Source organism: Blautia sp. HCN-20427 (assembly GCF_037890365.1).
In the GTDB taxonomy this organism is placed as follows: Bacteria; Bacillota; Clostridia; order Lachnospirales; family Lachnospiraceae; genus Blautia.
Genome location: NZ_JBBKBX010000011.1, coordinates 101460 through 116804, shown reverse-complemented (window position 1 = coordinate 116804; position 15345 = coordinate 101460). Strand labels below are relative to the sequence as shown.

The window sequence follows — 15345 nt, the reverse complement described above, 5'->3', positions numbered from 1 at the left end:
TATGGACGCATGAGCATACCAGTTCATTGTGATACTGATGTTTGAATGTCCCATGATATACTGTAAATCTTTCGGGTTCATGTTCTTGCTTGCCAGTCTTGTGCAGAACGTATGGCGTAGCGTATGTGGTGTGATATGTGGCAAGGGGTTATCCTTGTGGTGTTTGTTATATTTCTTTACCATACGGACAAATAAGGCGTTGTAATCAATCGCAACTTTAGGATTGCCTTTCGGATTGACGAACAGAAAATCTTTGTATCCGTCTATCTCTATCAGTTTCCCTTTTGTGCGTTTCCTTATGACCCGTTGAAATGCCTGTATCGTTTCTCTGCTTAATGGCACTTGCCTTGTTCCACTCTTTGTCTTAGGCGTTTCAATATAATAGCCCTGTTCCTTGCTCTTTAATAACTGGTGGTCGATAACCACAACCTCATTCTTGAAATCAATATCGGCTACTGTCAGTCCGCACAGTTCCGAGATACGAAGTCCTGTCTTTAACAGTATCAGCACATCATCATAATACTTGTGATACACGTTATCCGTCTTGATGAATGACAGTAAGGCTTGTTCCTGTTCCTCTGTCAATGCTACTTTCTCTTTGGTATCATTTTCTATGATTTCACTTAACTTGAAATTAAAAGGGTTTTTCCTTACACAATCGTCTTGTATGGCGATATAGAATGACGCTTTTAACGAGCGTTTATGGTTGTTAATAGTGTTATAGGAAAAGCCCTTGTCTTTCATGCGTAACGCCCATTCTTTAGCGTCAGAGGGCTTGATTGTATCAATGCTCCTAGCACCTAATTTGTCCTCTTTCAATAACCGCATGAGTTGTTCCCGTTGTTTTTGTGTGCTTTTCTTCACATTTGCCCTCTGTAAGTTCTGTTTGGCATAGAGTTGGCAAAGCGTCATTTTCTTGCCTGTGCTGTCGATACCGTCCTCAATATCCCGTCTTATCTGCTGTTCCAGTTCACGAAGTGAGGGTTTTTCCCGTTTTTCCTTTGGTGTCGGGTCTGTGGGTGTCAATCTCCAAGCATACACATATTTTGTGTTTCCAAATGCGTCTACATATTTATATAAGTATTTCCCGTCTGTTCGTTGGCTCTCTCCAGTATGCAGGATACGTCCTTTACTATCCCGTCTTTTTTCTTTCATGGTGTCTGCTCCTTTCCTTGTTGGAAAGAGCCTTGATATGACTTGTGTTCATCATAACACATACAAGGCTCATTTGCATTAGATTGCGTCCAATTTGTCAATAACCTGTTCAAACTGTCGGCGTTTAATCTGTATGCGGTTGCCATTCATAATGAGCCAGCCAGCGCCCTTGTTTTCCTCTGCCAAGCGTCTTAACTTGTTTTCTCCGATACGGAAATACTTTGACGCTTCTTCAATGGTAAGGGTATATTTTTCCCATACGGGAATGTCGTTGTTATTCATCAGATACCCCCTTTCCCATGTTTCGTGTCATACTGGATATAGGGGATAAGGTCGGTGCGGTCTATCCTCTGTAAGTGGGCGGTTAATTTACTGGAAAGGGAACTGCTGTATCTTGCCCTGTCAAGCATAGTTCCCACTTTTTCCAGTCCACCTAATGCATCATGTTCTTCTAAGAAATAAAAACTTTTGACAGCAGAAATCACGCCACCCTCTGTGAGCCATTGCTGTGTTTCCTCAAGGGAATTATGTAGTTTCGGTACTTGCAGTTTCAAGACTTCCACAGCCCCTAAAAATCGTTCCCAAAACCGACACGTTTTCCATCTGCTCTTATTACTTTCATTTCTGTTTGGCACGACAAAGCGTAGGTTGTTTGCTAATAGCCCGAAAGCCAGTTCCCCAAGTTCCAACGGTCTGTCTTTGAATGTCATGGCAAAAACATGAGCCTTATCATCACGCAGTTGCATTTCTGTCCGTTTCCAACTGCCGACTTCATCAAGTGTCTTATTATGTTTTGAACAGACTTCCTTATCCTTATCATAAAAGCGGTAGGATAATCCCGATTTACCAGCACCGATATAAACAGTCTTTGCGGTGTCGAAATCATCAAACTTGCTTTCGTCAAAGTGGTAGCCCTCACTATTAGAAATAAATTCCTCTTTTTCGCATTTCTTCTTTATCTGCTCTATGGTAAAGAATGGCTTTTCGTTCTTATCATCAATGGCAATATCAAGTCTTGTGAAATGAAAGTTATCCAGTCCGTATCTTCGCTCACAGCGTCGAAACATATCCCCAAAGGTATAATTCCTACTGTCGAGAATACGGAAAATATCATCACAACCTCTGCCAGTCATAACAAGATAACAGCCTAGCCCCTGTGGGTTATCCTCTGTCTTTCTTGCGTCCCCCGATACATAAATATCTCCAATCTGCCAGCGTGCTTGATAAGTCTTGAATTTTATCATTGCTGGATAAACATTGAAAATGTCAGTCGGTAAATCTAAAATGTGCATGATTATATCTTCAGCGGTTGCCGTTTCAAATACAATGCTGATGTAATCAATCTTAACGGATAAATTTTTGTGTGTAGTTATAGTGCATTGCTCCTTTCGTATGCCCCGTTTTTTGCGGGTAAAAATCGTGTTTTTTCCTTTATTTATCACAGTTTCTAGGTACTATGACATGTATACGCAGGGCGGTGTTACATATACGCCCTTTATGAACGCCTAAAGGCGTTCCCTTTCTTCCTGTGTCTGATCCGTTCTTAACGCTCACGAGCCTTGTAAGACTCGTGGCTAAACGGAACAGCCCCAGTCAGAAACCTTATTTTCGGTCTGATAGTCCATGCTTATTCATGCTATCAAAATGAAAATACATCTTTTCTATGCTTACTCAAGCGTGTGATTGACCCTAGCGTGCTTAATCACCCTATCTAATACGATAATAACGCCATTAGAATTACTTGTCAAGAAGTTTTGATTGACTTTTTGATAAATATTAAGTATGATATGCTTATAAACACCGAGAAAAGCAACGAAAGGAGCGGTTATACTAAGTTATGGAACATTATGAAAAGAAAATCAGTTTCTTAGGAGAGAATATACAGACCATAAGAAAACACAGAGGAATGAAACAACAGGAACTTGCGGATAAAATCGGTATCAATATGCAGAGCCTTTCCAAGATTGAACGGGGTGTGAATTATCCTACCTTTGACACATTAGAAAAGATAATGGACGTGCTGGGAGTAACGCCCAATGAATTATTATCAGGAGAATGGAAGTATATTGACCACACCGAACCATATATCATGGATATTATCAAACGGGAACAGGACTTCAATGTTTCCTTAGATTATCTGTCTGAAAATGAATTTTTCAATGATGAAAAAGAATGCAGATTTTACATGGAAACCAAACTCATACAGTATATCCATAACTACATTACCAATGAGGTTACGGAGTTAGAAGAACTTATGGAAATCAAGCAGTTGATACAACGTCAAAAAATAGAACGCATGATGAAAGTACATAAGGAAATGCGAGGGTTAGACCGATACAGAGAACAGCCCAAAGAGTATAAATACCATGACCCTTATGATGACTGGATATTCCGTCAACTTGCGGACATAGACAGCAGAAATAACATTCCCGACACTTCGCCACAGTTAGATTTTGATGAAACGGACTATGAAGATTATCTGAAAGAGAAATGGAACAGAGGTCTTTAATTTTCCTCTTGAATGAAAGATACAGCAAACAAAAAGCCCAGTAAAGAGTGCAAAGCACCACCAATGGTGGCAAGGCTCTTGACAGGGCTTTTTCTTTTCTGTGGTTGGTAATCAAGAGGAAGAAAGAAAAAGTGTGTATTTTTCAAGACAGAAAAATGTCAAGGGGGGGGTGTGCTGATTTTTGTTGTGGCGGATATATGGAACTGTTATAATATGGATATGTTTAAATTACGTTATAAGCAAGAATATTCTGCTGATTTGTCAAAAAACATCATTGCAACTGCCAGTTGACATATTTCCATATCTAAATGGTGGCTATGCAACTGATAATATTGCTAAAATTACACCATGAAAGAAAGGAGTGTTAGCTAATGAATATGGCAGACAGAATACAATATTTAAGGAAATCAAAAGGAATATCACAAGAGGAACTTGCGGATAAAGTTGGAGTTTCAAGGCAGGCTGTTTCCAAATGGGAAAGTGAACAAAGTACGCCTGACTTAGAAAAAATAATTATAATGAGTGATTTTTTTGGAGTAACAACTGACTATATCCTAAAGGGAATTGAACCAGTAGCAGACAAAGAACAAAAAAATAAAGAGCTTACGAGTAAGGTACTTTATATATCATCAACAGCTTTTGTTGCTATTGGGCTGTTTTGTGCATTTGGTAATTGGTATGCAGAACAAACAATGGAAGCAGTTTGGGGTTCAATGATTATTCAAGCTATAGGGATTGTTGGATATTTTATAGCGAGAATACTATCGGAAGAAAAATCCCCCTTTTATGTAAATTGGCTTAATATAATCGGAGTTGCTTTTATGCCTATTTCTATGATTACAGGATATATTTCAGGATTGGTTTTCAAACTAGAAGGGTGGATTGCACCTTATCCGATAGGAATATTTCATACTTTAGTTTTCGTGTTAGTATTCTTTGTAGTTGTGATTGCAAGCTATATTATTCTAAAGAAACAAACAAAATAGTGATTACCTTTATTTTGCAAAAGCAGTTAGTCTTAGGATTGACTGCTTATTAATAAAAGACACCACTTCAATGTGTCAATGGTGTCTTTTTAGTGCTATTTTATCGTCATATCAAGGCTCGTTTAATCGTGGTATATTCGTGGTAAAATGAGTGTTTTTCTATACTTCGAAAAGCTTGAAAGTGTAATATTTATAGGGATAATCAAAAATCAGATATAAAGTTTCCAATAAATCCTTTATGGAAATCTGGGTAATAAACATTAATAGAACCATTCCCAACGCATTTCCCAAAAGATTCAGCAATCCGATTTCCAAGAATAACTGCAAGGCCACCCTACTGCTTTTCTGCCCCAAAGAGGAGGCGATTGCAAGTTCAAGCCTTCTGCTTCTCATAATTAAAAAGGTGACCGTGATAACCAAAATCCCCACCAGTAAAAGAAATGGAATCTGAAATTTTCTCAAAGTCTGCAAATTCCCCTGCAATTTTTCCGCATTCTCTATAAAAATCGTATCATCCAGAATTAAAGTTCCTCCATAAACCTCCTCCATTGCTTCCTGACTTTTTTCCTGCAATCCCATATTTTCCATTGCTTTCTTAAATGCATTCAGCTTCATGGGATTTTTCACCTGAAAATTCATGGAACTATAGGAAAAACGAAGGTCTGCTTCCTCAATATAAGCTCTCAGCCATTGTACCGGAACTAAAATATCCATCACAGTGTCGCCTAAATAACGTTCTGGTACGGTTCCTATGACCGTAAGTTCCGCCATTCCCGCTTCCCTGTATTGAACACTGCTGCTTCCCTGTTTATACTCTATGGCGTATAAAGGAAATTGCAGGGTCTCCCCCTCCTTGATTTGATGTTCTCTTGCATACTGTTCGCTTACTACGCACAACGGTTTGTCTGTAGATAAAAAATTTTCCTCTCCCTTTTCAAAAAACGAAATCGTTTCTTCTGTAAGAGCAGAAAAAGCATCGCAACTGTTACTTCCCACAATGGTGGTATCAAATACTTTGGGGTTTTCTACCCGGTTATATTGTTCCAAATTTCCGGCTGCCTGTCCGGTATAAATTACATTTTTCACATACCCGGATTCCAGAATTTTATCTGCTGTTGTTGTTGAAATTTCCAGAGCGGTCTGCTTTCCCCCACTGATATCGGTGATGCTCCCTCCAACCGGAATACTGTCTGAAAGTGTGTGGAGAGCGTTTTCCATTCGTATTACGTTTTCCCAGTAAGCTCCCACAAACAAGAGTAAGCACATGGCTATACATACGGTTAGAATACTTCTTCCCGGATTTCGCTTTATTTGTACCCTTATTATTGAAAAAAGCATGATTTCCACCCCTCCTTTCACGAGTTAATTATATATTGTGCTATATTTTTTGTCTAGTTTTTTATAAATTTTATATTGTTTTCCCTATATTTCGTATCCTTACTATAGTCGGATGTATATTTTCCACATATTATTTATTTTATCGAATTGTTTGAAGAAAAAACAGAGAAAAAGAAAAATAAAAGACTCCCAAAGAATATCAGATATTTAAAACACTGATTTCTATGGGAGATTCTTATTTTAAGATTTGAAGGTAAAAAAACGATATTACCCGATAGCCCTTTTCTTTCTTCTCTTATTTCATTTTTTTCATATCTTTTAATTTCAATGGTTTTCCATAATGCATTACAGAAATACTGTATATCTTTGAAGCTATGGCTGCAGCCACTACAATTGTAACAGCCAAAACGGCAAGGGAAACACCGATTTGTACCGGATCGATTTCTCCTGTCAACAGTTTAAAAGGTACTGCAAAAGGAGAAGATATAGGCAGGTACAGGGCCAGCGCTGTTAAGGTACTGCTGCCTCCTCCTGCAATGGAAGTAAAATATCCTAAGTAAAAACCAAGGATTGCAACAATGGAAACCGGAAGCAGGGCTGCATTTAAGTCTTCAATTCTGCTGACTGCTGCACCACATACGGAATTCAGCACTGCATACAGCGCATAGCCCAGTATAAAGTACACAAGCAGCAAAATTACCGTACCTGCAGAAACAGAAATTCCGGAAAGCTGAATTCCACCCAGCTGTACATCGTTGGGCAACAGATATTTATAACACAATCCGCCAAAGACCAGGAGGCCTCCCAGCTGCAAAAGCCCCACAACACCCATGCCCAGACATTTTCCTGCTAAAATCCTGGAAGGCTTTGCTGAGACAATCAGTGTTTCCATAACTCTGGAGGTTTTTTCGGCAGCTACGGACATAGCCACCCCATTTCCATAATAATAAACCGCAAAGAACATAACAATAGTCATAAAAACACCGAGAATATAGCCTGTTATATCCATCTCTCCTGCATATTCTTCCGTATAGGACAGGGGCGTCTGTATGGCTTTTATCTGCTGCTCTCCCACGCCCAACTCGCGGAGGGACTGGGACTGCATAATTTGGTCACAGACAGCTGCTGTATTTTTCGCACTGATTCCTTTCATAAAATTTGCATTGACCACATGTACCACTGGCTGTCCGTCTGTCTTTTCAATATAAATAAGAGAATCGTCTTCTTTCTCCTTAATTTCCTGTTTCAAGGTTTCCAGATTTTCATTTTCTGCAATCTGGAAATCAAGTTCCGGATACAGTTCCTGAAACATTTCAAGGTTTTGCTGAAAAATCCCCACTTCATCCAGAAGATAACAGATACCTTTTTTCTCATGGTCTGCTTTTTCCGTGGACTTTTCTCCTGTAAATGCTGTAAAGACTCTGGGAACTGCGCACAACAGCAACACGGCTGCCATAATGATAATGGTTGAAATCCAAAACGCTTTTTTGCGGATTCCTTCTTTTAAGGTATAGACAAACACAATCAGCATTTGTTTCATCTGCTCTCACCTGCCTTTTTCACAAAAATTTCCTGTAAGGATGGTTCCATAATCTGAAATTTCAAAGGGTAAATTTCTTCTGCCAGCATATGTTTCAAAAAACGGCAGGCCATCTCCTCGCTCTGAATCTTATACTCTGTCTCCGCGGCTCTTTCCTCGAAAACCTCCAGACCTTCCTGCCTTGCAATATCCCTGACATCCTTTTCCGCAGAAACAATCAGATTGCTTCGTCCATACGCCCTTTTGATATCTTTCAGAGTGCCGCTTAAAAGAGTTTTCCCTCTGTCCAGAATCACAAGATTTTTACAGTATTCCTCCACCGTTTCCATTTGATGGGTACTAAGTATGATATATTTGCCTTCCTTTACCAGCTTTTTCACCAGATTCCGCAGCACTACGGCATTTACCGGATCCAGACCGGAAAAAGGTTCATCCAGAAAAATCAACTGCGGTCTGTGTATAATAGCTGCAATCAGCTGAATCTTCTGCTGATTTCCCTTTGACAGCTTTTCTGCCTGCATGTTCTGGTACTCTGTCACCTGAAGCTGTTCCATAAGCTCCTGCGCCGATTGTTTCGCCTCTGCTTTCTTCATGCCTCTGAGCATGCCAAAGTAAATCAACTGTTCCAGAACCTTTGCTTTCATATAAATGCCTCTTTCTTCCGGCAGATATCCGAAAGCCAGGGTATCCCTGGTAATTTTCTTTCCATTCCAGAGTGCCTTTCCCTCATCCGGCTGCATAATGCCCAGAATGCTGCGTATGGTTGTGGTTTTCCCTGCACCATTGGTTCCCAGCAGCCCAAATACTCCCGGCTCCTCCATGACAAAATTCAGATGATGAATCGCTGTTTTTTCTCCAAACCGCTTTGTCAGATTCTCTACTGTAAGTCCCATAATCTCACGCTCCTCTCACCTTTTCTTCTCATACTCATACCAGTATATCAATGTCTGTGCACACCAGACGACGCCCAGTATCACAAAAGGAAGAGCGCTTATCTCATAGACATTGGCTGCGCACAAAAGTATAATAAAAATAATCAGGTTAATAAACTGATTGTAATAATAAGCATAATATCCCGCACGAAAACTTCTGAGCTGTTCTCTTTCGTCACAGCTGGCCAGCCATTCTTTGTCAAAATTCCAGCTTAGGATATTTCCTTTTTTCTCCGGGTTCATCTGCTTCTGGTAATACACGACCCTGCTCAGCCAGAACAGAGTCCAGAACGTAGTAGCTACGAAAAAGAGAACAGATATGGTAGACATCCCATCATGTGCTGTCATGCAGGGTCCTCCCATACACATGGAAAAAATGATAAACACCGAAAGAAAGTTCTGAACTCCCCCTACATATTTCTCTAATCTTTCTGTTTCTTCTTCATCATCCTGATTCCAGCGTTTAAATTTGCACCTCACAGTTCCCACACCAACAGGTGCTGCCACACACAGCAAAGTGCAAAGAACTATCAAAATCCAGGGCGCATAGTTTCCCACAGAATCGGAAATCCGATTCAGCACCTGGATCACAGATTCTCCATAGAAAAGAAAGAACACCGTTCCCGCCCCTCCTACAAAACCGCCGCACGAAAGCATAATCACCATTTGTATCAAGGCTGTCTTCCTATCGGTTTCCTTTTTCTTCTTATTCCTGTTCATCGTTCTCATCCTCCTCATACTGAAATATTTCTTCCACCGTTACGGAGCATTCCTTTGCAATCCGCAGAGCAAGGGTTACGGAAGGCGAATAATCGCCCCTCTCTATCAGACTGATCGTCTGCCGTGAAGCACCTACCCGTTTTCCCAGTTCCTGCTGATTAATGCCAAGCCTTGCCCGGTATTCTTTCAGACGGTTATATAGCGGCATACGCACTGCCTCCTTGACTTATTTTCTTGTCATATTGACAACTTTATTTGTCATTATTATAGCAAATGACAAATAAAGTTGTCAATTATTTTTTTCGCAAAAAAAGAGAATGCTGTTTGCAACAACATCCTCTTTCATCTTCGATTGATTCCCGATACAAAACCGATATCAGCCTTTGATACCTCCGGTAACACCGCCAATAATCTTCTCTGACAGGAAAATATAGAGAATAAAGGTTGGCAGGAATACAATGACAACGGCTGCAAACATACCGGCCCAGTTTCCTGTATATTGCATAGACTGCAGCATGCCATAAAGACCTACCGCTACCGGACGGAGTTCATCACTGTTTGCAAAAATCAGAGACAGGAAGTACTCGTTCCAGATATTGATAAAGTTAAAAATCGTAACTGTAACAATTCCAGACTGAGCCATCGGGAACATAATTTTCCAGAAAGTCTTCACCGGAGGACAGCCGTCAATGGCTGCAGCCTCTTCGTAAGTTCTGGATAAGTTGGCAAAAAAGGTAAGCAGGAAAATGGTTGTATAGGGAATGTTAATTCCGATATACAGGAAAATCAGCGTTGCCTTACTTGCCACTACGTTGTTTAAAATTCCCATATTTGCTACCAGACAGAAAAGCGGCAGCACAATCATGGTAATGGGAACACCCATAGCAGACACGAAACCGGTCTGAATAATCTTATTCCCTATAAAGGTAAATCTTGCCAGCACATAAGCAGCCGGTGCGCAGATAAGAATCAGCAATGTACAGGATATTACCGAATACAGCAGGGAGTTCATAAAGAAGGTGGCTACGCCGCCGGATCCCCATGCCTTTGCATAATTTTCAAAATGCAGCCCCGTAGGGAACTTCAGTGCTTTTCCCGCAAAAATATCCGTTGTGGTGGACAAACTTGCAGCCAGAATCCAGCCTAGAAGCATGAGCGTAAACGCTACCCACAAAAGAATAATAATATATCCGGGAGCAAGTTTCAGTTCTTTTTTCCAGTTAATTTTATCTTTGACTATTTTCTTTTCTTTCGCCATGAACCTGTCCTCCCTTCTAAAATTCCAAATCATCATCTTTTACCAGTGCGTTGCAGATGGTAAAGATTAAAACAACACAGATACAAAGAATAATACCAATGGCCGCACCATATCCTGCATTACGCTCTGTCACCGCATTTCCGGCGCCAAAAATCTGAGAATACATATACTGTACTGGAACAATGGTGGCTTTATTGGCTGTAACAGAAGAGAACAGCTGTAACCATACAAAGAAACCTGCTGTGCTTACAGACCACATAGTAATATTTATCTTAAAGACACCTTTTAACAATGGCAGTGTCATATAACGAAACTGATTGATTTTGTTTGCTCCGTCCAAAGTTGCCGCTTCATAAAAGTCCGGGCTGATTCGCTCAATACCGCTCATCCAGATAAGCATGTGATAACCAATCATACCAAAGCAGTAAGCAAACAGCAGAGCCCAGAATACATGGTCCGGAGCCGTCCACTGGGTTTTTGCCAGTTCGTGAAGTCCCAGTTTATCCAGAACGTTCTTAAGAAGACCAAACTTAGGGCTGTATACATACTGCAGCCACATGGTAGCCAGAGCCACAGCACTTACAATATTAGGCAGATAAATAATGGCGCGGAAGATTTTCTTTCCCCGGATTCCGCTGGTTAAAATAACGGCAAACAGCAGGGAAACTGTCATAACAATGATACCGCCTAAAAGCCATATTTTTCCAATATTCATCATGGAGGTTCTGAAAATATCAGTTGCAAATAATTTCTGGTAGTTTTCTATTCCCACGAATTTCCACAAATCCACACTGTCTGTCACAGAAGAAATCTTAAAAAAACTCATAATAACGGTTCTGACAATGGGATATAAGAATACAGCCAGGAAAATCAGAACTGCCGGGGCAAGAAAACCGATAATCATTCCTTTATTTTTTTTCATGCGGGTATCTCCTTAATATCCAAAAAGAAATATGGTGGCAGCGTGCTGTACGCTCATGCCACCATATCTTTTATACTTCTTATTCTCCTGCTGCTGATTTACAGGATTTTACAAATTCATCAGCAGACATGTCGCCAGCCATAAGTTTTACTGTGTTTTCGTTTAATACAGGTGTCAGGTCGCCATTGTTTTCAGCGCCAACAGCCCAGTCATAGTATGTAGCTGTTGCTTCAAACCCAGGTTTTACCGCCTCAAGTTCTGTTGGCCATGCATCAGAGTTTGCTTTGTCAGCCGGAATGGAAAGAGACTGCTCTGTCATCTTCTTATCAAATTCCCCGGTTGTGATATAAGTAATCAGCTCCATAGCCTCTTCTGCCATCTTGGATTCTTTGTTAATGGCAAATACCTGATTGGCAATGTTGTTTGCCGTATTGTCATCTGTTCCGTCTTTTACAGATGGGTAGTTGAAGTATCCCCATGTCAAATCTTCTGCTACAGACGCTTTGATTTCGTTTGGCAGCCAGGATCCGCAGATAATAATTGCTGCTTCTCCAGGGGCAAATTCCTGATTCTGTCCTGCCGGATATACGTTAGACGCAATATTTTCGGAGAAGTACCCTTTCTTAGCAAAGTCTTCAATGTCTTTTGCTGCCTGAGCAACTCTTGGGTCATCCCAGTTTACATCTTCCACTTCGCCTGCGTCAATTTTTTCCTGAATAGCCGGGTCATTCACTAAGGCTTTTACGCCATCCTGTCCCAGATGATATCCCATAAAGGAAGTCATATAAGTGGTATCACCTGTGATTGGTGTAATTCCCGCTTCTTTTAATTTCGCACAGGCTGCATCAAATTCTTCCCATGTAGTCGGCGCTGCTGCAATGCCTGCTTTATCAAATAAAGTCTGGTTATAGAAGAAACCGAAAATAGAGGGCTGATACGGAATGGATTTTAATGTTCCGCCTGCTGCATTACGGGCAATAGCAAACAGTGTTTCATTTCCATGCTCTGCCTCATAATCTTTTGCCAGCTCTTCCAAATCCATCAGATAACTTCCCCAGGAACCGTTTACACGGTTTACATCCTCGTCAAACAAGTCGATGGTCTGCTTAGCATCCAATGCAGGCTGTAAACCTTCACGCTGTCCGTTACGTCCTTTAAACTGTACGTCTACCTTAACTCCTGTGTCTTCTGTGTACTTGTCCACAGCTTCCTGAATCACTTTTGCCTGCGGCTCCTCTTCACTCCACATGGACCAGTAAACCAGTTCTTTTCCCCCGTCCTTGCCGCTGTCGGCGCCGCCGGATGTTTCTTTATCTCCGCCGCCTCCGCAGGCTGCCAGAGAAGCTACCATCATTGCACAAATAACTTTGTATTATCCTGCGCTATTTTTGTATTATCAACATTATTTTTGCCACTTTCCCAACTCCAGTTTTTATTTTTACGTCATACTCTATATTTTTCATTTGTTTTCTCCATTTTTTTATCTATTATGACAAATACCAAGAGAACTCCGAAACTGATTCCCAGCAAAAGAAAGATTCCAGGTACGCTGATGTCTCCCAGAAATAAACCGGAAGCATTGACTGCAAAATGACACCATATGGCTGCACTGAGTTTTCCGTATCTTTTCACAACAGTTCCCAACAGCAGACCTGCCAGAAAAGCATAAGAGGACTGCACAAGATTCCCATGCATCAGAGCAAAAAGAACGGCCTGCAGCACATTGGCTGCTGCAAAGGGCAGTTCCTCTTGTAAAATCCGCAGGGTTACGCCGCGAAAGACCATTTCCTCTGTCAAAGGAGCAAACACCACCGTATACAGCACAGAAAAGACAGACGGTGCAAACACCCCCAGATTTTCCAGCACCTGCGCATAAGATTCCATTGCTTTTGGAAACACCACTTGCATACCGGCCAACAGCAGACTGACAATCATCTGAAAAATCACACCCACAGCCAGAAGTTTTACTGCTGCGCCCAGGGAAAACCTTCTCTCCTGCCCGCTGGTTTCTTTCTTCTTTTTCTGCAGCCACAGATATCCCAGGAGAAAAGTAACGCCATTCGCCAGCACGGAAATGACGTAGGGCAGTTCTCCCCCTGTTGCCCATAAAGGCCCTTTTCCAGTCAAAACCCCTGTCAAAAGAAACAGGATGCTGACGACGCTCTGCATTCCCAGCCAGAGAAGCATAGGAAGCAGACTCTTTAAAATGCATATAACCTTTTTCATCTGTTCTTATCCTCTATCCAGTTCCTGAAAGTGAAAGGACTTTCTGCCCTCTGCATAGTCCGCCACAATCTGTCCCTGTCCATACAGCTTGTATTTATAAGTAACCAGGCCTTCCAGCCCCACCGGGCCTCTGGCATGAATTTTTCCGGTACTGATCCCCACCTCTGCTCCAAAGCCATAACGGAAACCGTCGGCAAATCTGGTGGAACAGTTCTGATACACGCCTGCGGAATCCACAAGCTGCATAAACGTTTCTGCGTGCTCCGGATTTTCCGTAAGAATACAGTCTGTGTGATGGGAGCCGTAAGTATTGATATGGCGAACGGCTTCCTCCAGGCTGTCTACCAGTTTTACAGACAGTACCATGTCCAGATATTCCGTGTGAAATTCTGCTTCCTCCATGATTTCGCAGTCTATATACTGACTTGCTTCCAAAGTTCCCCGCAGGCTCACTCCCGCCGCTCTTAAAGCCGCTTCTGCTTTGGGAAGAAATTCTTCTGCAATCCTCCGGTGTACCAGCAGGGTTTCCGTAGCATTGCAGGCCGCTGTGTACTGGGTCTTGGCGTCTACGAGAACCGGCAGCGCTTTTTCCATATCATAGTCCTCATCTACATAAGTATGACACACGCCGTCTGCATGTCCCATAACGGGAATCTTGGTGTGGTTCATAATATACTGTACAAACTGGTTGGAACCTCTGGGAATCAGCAAATCCACACAGTCATGGCAGGAAAGCAGTTCATCAATTTCATTGTGCTGCTCTGCCTGCAAAAGGCAGCCAGATGGCAGGCCGCAGTCTGTAACTGTCTGATAAATGATTCCAAAAAGAACTTTATTGGTGGCTGCGGTCTCACGACCTCCTTTTAAAACTGCGCAATTGCCGCTCTTGATACAAAGAGAGGAGATCTGCACCAGAGCATCCGGTCTTGCCTCAAAAATAATGCCAATCACTCCAATGGGGCAGGTCACCCGGTACAAGTTCAGATGGTCGTCTAATTGTCTGGAAAGCTGCACCTGGGATAAAGGATCCGGAAGTTTTACCAGTTCTTTGATTCCGCTGATAACATCAGCCAGTTTATGCGCATCAAATTTCAGCCGTTTCTGTACAGACTGGGGCAGGCCGGACTCTGCTGCCGCTTCCAGGTCTTTCTGATTGGCTTCAAAGATTTTTTCTTTCTGCTGCTGCAGCGCCTCTGCCACTGCCAACAGCGCCTGATTTCTGGTCTCCAAAGAAAGCGCTGCCATCTTTGGGCTGTCCTCTTTCATTTTTTTCACTTCACTTCTGATATCCATGGTTTTACCGCCCTTCTTTACTTTTTCTCTTTAACTTGATAAATAGATGTACTTATTATATATGGAAAGTTTCCATTATGCAATCTACATCTGCTTTCTCACAATTTTATACTCATCGTTCATCTGAAAATAGGGACAGTGGTAGAAACTGTCGGAAAGGAAACGGCTCATTTCGTCTTCATCCAGATTTACATCACAGATATAATAGCCAAATTCCTCATCATATATGTAATTGCTGCAGTATTCACAGCTGGTTGTCCCCTGTTTTTTCTTACTCATATTCATCCCGTCCTTTTCCTTCATTCTGTATGTTTTAGATATACCAAAATCTCTTCTTCTTGTCAATTTTTAATGAAAAGAATGAAAAACAGATTCTTTCATTGCAAATAAAACAGGGAGTGTTATAATTAGCCTTGAACTTTATATAATCTTTATCTTTTTCTTATTATATTTACACATTTTTAAT

Annotated in this window: 16 protein-coding genes; 2 read left to right on the top strand and 14 right to left on the bottom strand. The window is 41.4% G+C overall.

What is annotated here, in order from left to right; all coding sequences use genetic code 11:
- The 3 genes from WKT17_RS08750 to WKT17_RS08740 form a co-directional block, all read right to left on the bottom strand.
- Nucleotides 1-1155 (bottom strand): tyrosine-type recombinase/integrase (locus tag WKT17_RS08750; protein WP_340272431.1); only part of this gene is annotated, 1155 nt, incomplete at its 3' end.
- A 78-nt stretch (nucleotides 1156-1233) separates the two neighbouring features.
- Nucleotides 1234-1437: an excisionase gene (locus tag WKT17_RS08745; RefSeq protein WP_117580043.1), complete on the bottom strand. Its 204-nt coding sequence runs from the start codon at nucleotides 1435-1437 to the stop codon at nucleotides 1234-1236.
- Nucleotides 1437-2498 (bottom strand): replication initiation factor domain-containing protein, encoded by a 1062-nt coding sequence (locus tag WKT17_RS08740; RefSeq protein ID WP_268885626.1) that lies wholly within the window; start codon nucleotides 2496-2498, stop codon nucleotides 1437-1439. Before WKT17_RS08740 ends, WKT17_RS08745 begins: the two co-directional genes overlap by 1 nt.
- Before the next feature lie 494 nt (nucleotides 2499-2992).
- Here WKT17_RS08740 and WKT17_RS08735 point away from each other — a divergent pair, with 494 nt between their 5' ends.
- Both WKT17_RS08735 and WKT17_RS08730 read left to right on the top strand, forming a co-directional pair.
- Nucleotides 2993-3664: a helix-turn-helix domain-containing protein gene (locus WKT17_RS08735; RefSeq protein ID WP_008393244.1), complete on the top strand. Its 672-nt coding sequence runs from the start codon at nucleotides 2993-2995 to the stop codon at nucleotides 3662-3664.
- Between the two features lie 371 nt (nucleotides 3665-4035).
- Nucleotides 4036-4650 (top strand): helix-turn-helix domain-containing protein, encoded by a 615-nt coding sequence (locus tag WKT17_RS08730; RefSeq protein ID WP_008393242.1) that lies wholly within the window; start codon nucleotides 4036-4038, stop codon nucleotides 4648-4650.
- Between the two features lie 159 nt (nucleotides 4651-4809).
- On the opposite strand, the gene WKT17_RS08725 is transcribed toward WKT17_RS08730, so the two are convergent.
- From WKT17_RS08725 to WKT17_RS08675, 11 genes are all read right to left on the bottom strand, one after another.
- A complete protein-coding gene (locus WKT17_RS08725; protein ID WP_340272425.1) occupies nucleotides 4810-5988 on the bottom strand; it encodes an FtsX-like permease family protein in 1179 nt (392 codons plus the stop codon).
- Nucleotides 5989-6283: 295 nt separating this feature from the next.
- Nucleotides 6284-7528, bottom strand: coding sequence for an ABC transporter permease (locus tag WKT17_RS08720; RefSeq protein WP_298059890.1), 1245 nt, complete (start codon nucleotides 7526-7528; stop codon nucleotides 6284-6286).
- The gene (locus WKT17_RS08715) at nucleotides 7525-8421 is read right to left on the bottom strand and encodes an ABC transporter ATP-binding protein (RefSeq protein ID WP_173748948.1); all 897 of its coding nucleotides are present in this window, start codon (nucleotides 8419-8421) and stop codon (nucleotides 7525-7527) included. Before WKT17_RS08715 ends, WKT17_RS08720 begins: the two co-directional genes overlap by 4 nt.
- A 15-nt stretch (nucleotides 8422-8436) precedes the next feature.
- On the bottom strand, nucleotides 8437-9180 hold the full coding sequence (locus WKT17_RS08710; protein ID WP_340272421.1) for a DUF3169 family protein: 744 nt from the start codon (nucleotides 9178-9180) through the stop codon (nucleotides 8437-8439).
- Nucleotides 9167-9388 (bottom strand): helix-turn-helix transcriptional regulator, encoded by a 222-nt coding sequence (locus WKT17_RS08705; protein ID WP_173748946.1) that lies wholly within the window; start codon nucleotides 9386-9388, stop codon nucleotides 9167-9169. The genes WKT17_RS08710 and WKT17_RS08705 overlap by 14 nt, the downstream gene beginning before the upstream one ends.
- A gap of 168 nt (nucleotides 9389-9556) precedes the next feature.
- Entirely contained in the window at nucleotides 9557-10438 is an 882-nt protein-coding gene (locus WKT17_RS08700; protein WP_291681853.1) for a carbohydrate ABC transporter permease, read from the bottom strand.
- Nucleotides 10439-10454: 16 nt separating this feature from the next.
- Nucleotides 10455-11360, bottom strand: coding sequence for a carbohydrate ABC transporter permease (locus WKT17_RS08695; RefSeq protein ID WP_291681855.1), 906 nt, complete (start codon nucleotides 11358-11360; stop codon nucleotides 10455-10457).
- A 79-nt stretch (nucleotides 11361-11439) separates the two neighbouring features.
- Nucleotides 11440-12714, bottom strand: coding sequence for an ABC transporter substrate-binding protein (locus WKT17_RS08690; protein WP_291681857.1), 1275 nt, complete (start codon nucleotides 12712-12714; stop codon nucleotides 11440-11442).
- Between the two features lie 89 nt (nucleotides 12715-12803).
- Entirely contained in the window at nucleotides 12804-13586 is a 783-nt protein-coding gene (locus WKT17_RS08685) for a CPBP family intramembrane glutamic endopeptidase (protein ID WP_173748942.1), read from the bottom strand.
- Nucleotides 13587-13592: 6 nt separating this feature from the next.
- The gene (locus WKT17_RS08680) at nucleotides 13593-14879 is read right to left on the bottom strand and encodes a glutamate-5-semialdehyde dehydrogenase (protein WP_173748941.1); all 1287 of its coding nucleotides are present in this window, start codon (nucleotides 14877-14879) and stop codon (nucleotides 13593-13595) included.
- Between the two features lie 84 nt (nucleotides 14880-14963).
- The gene (locus WKT17_RS08675) at nucleotides 14964-15158 is read right to left on the bottom strand and encodes a DUF6472 family protein (protein WP_173748940.1); all 195 of its coding nucleotides are present in this window, start codon (nucleotides 15156-15158) and stop codon (nucleotides 14964-14966) included.
- Nucleotides 15159-15345 lie beyond the last annotated feature (187 nt).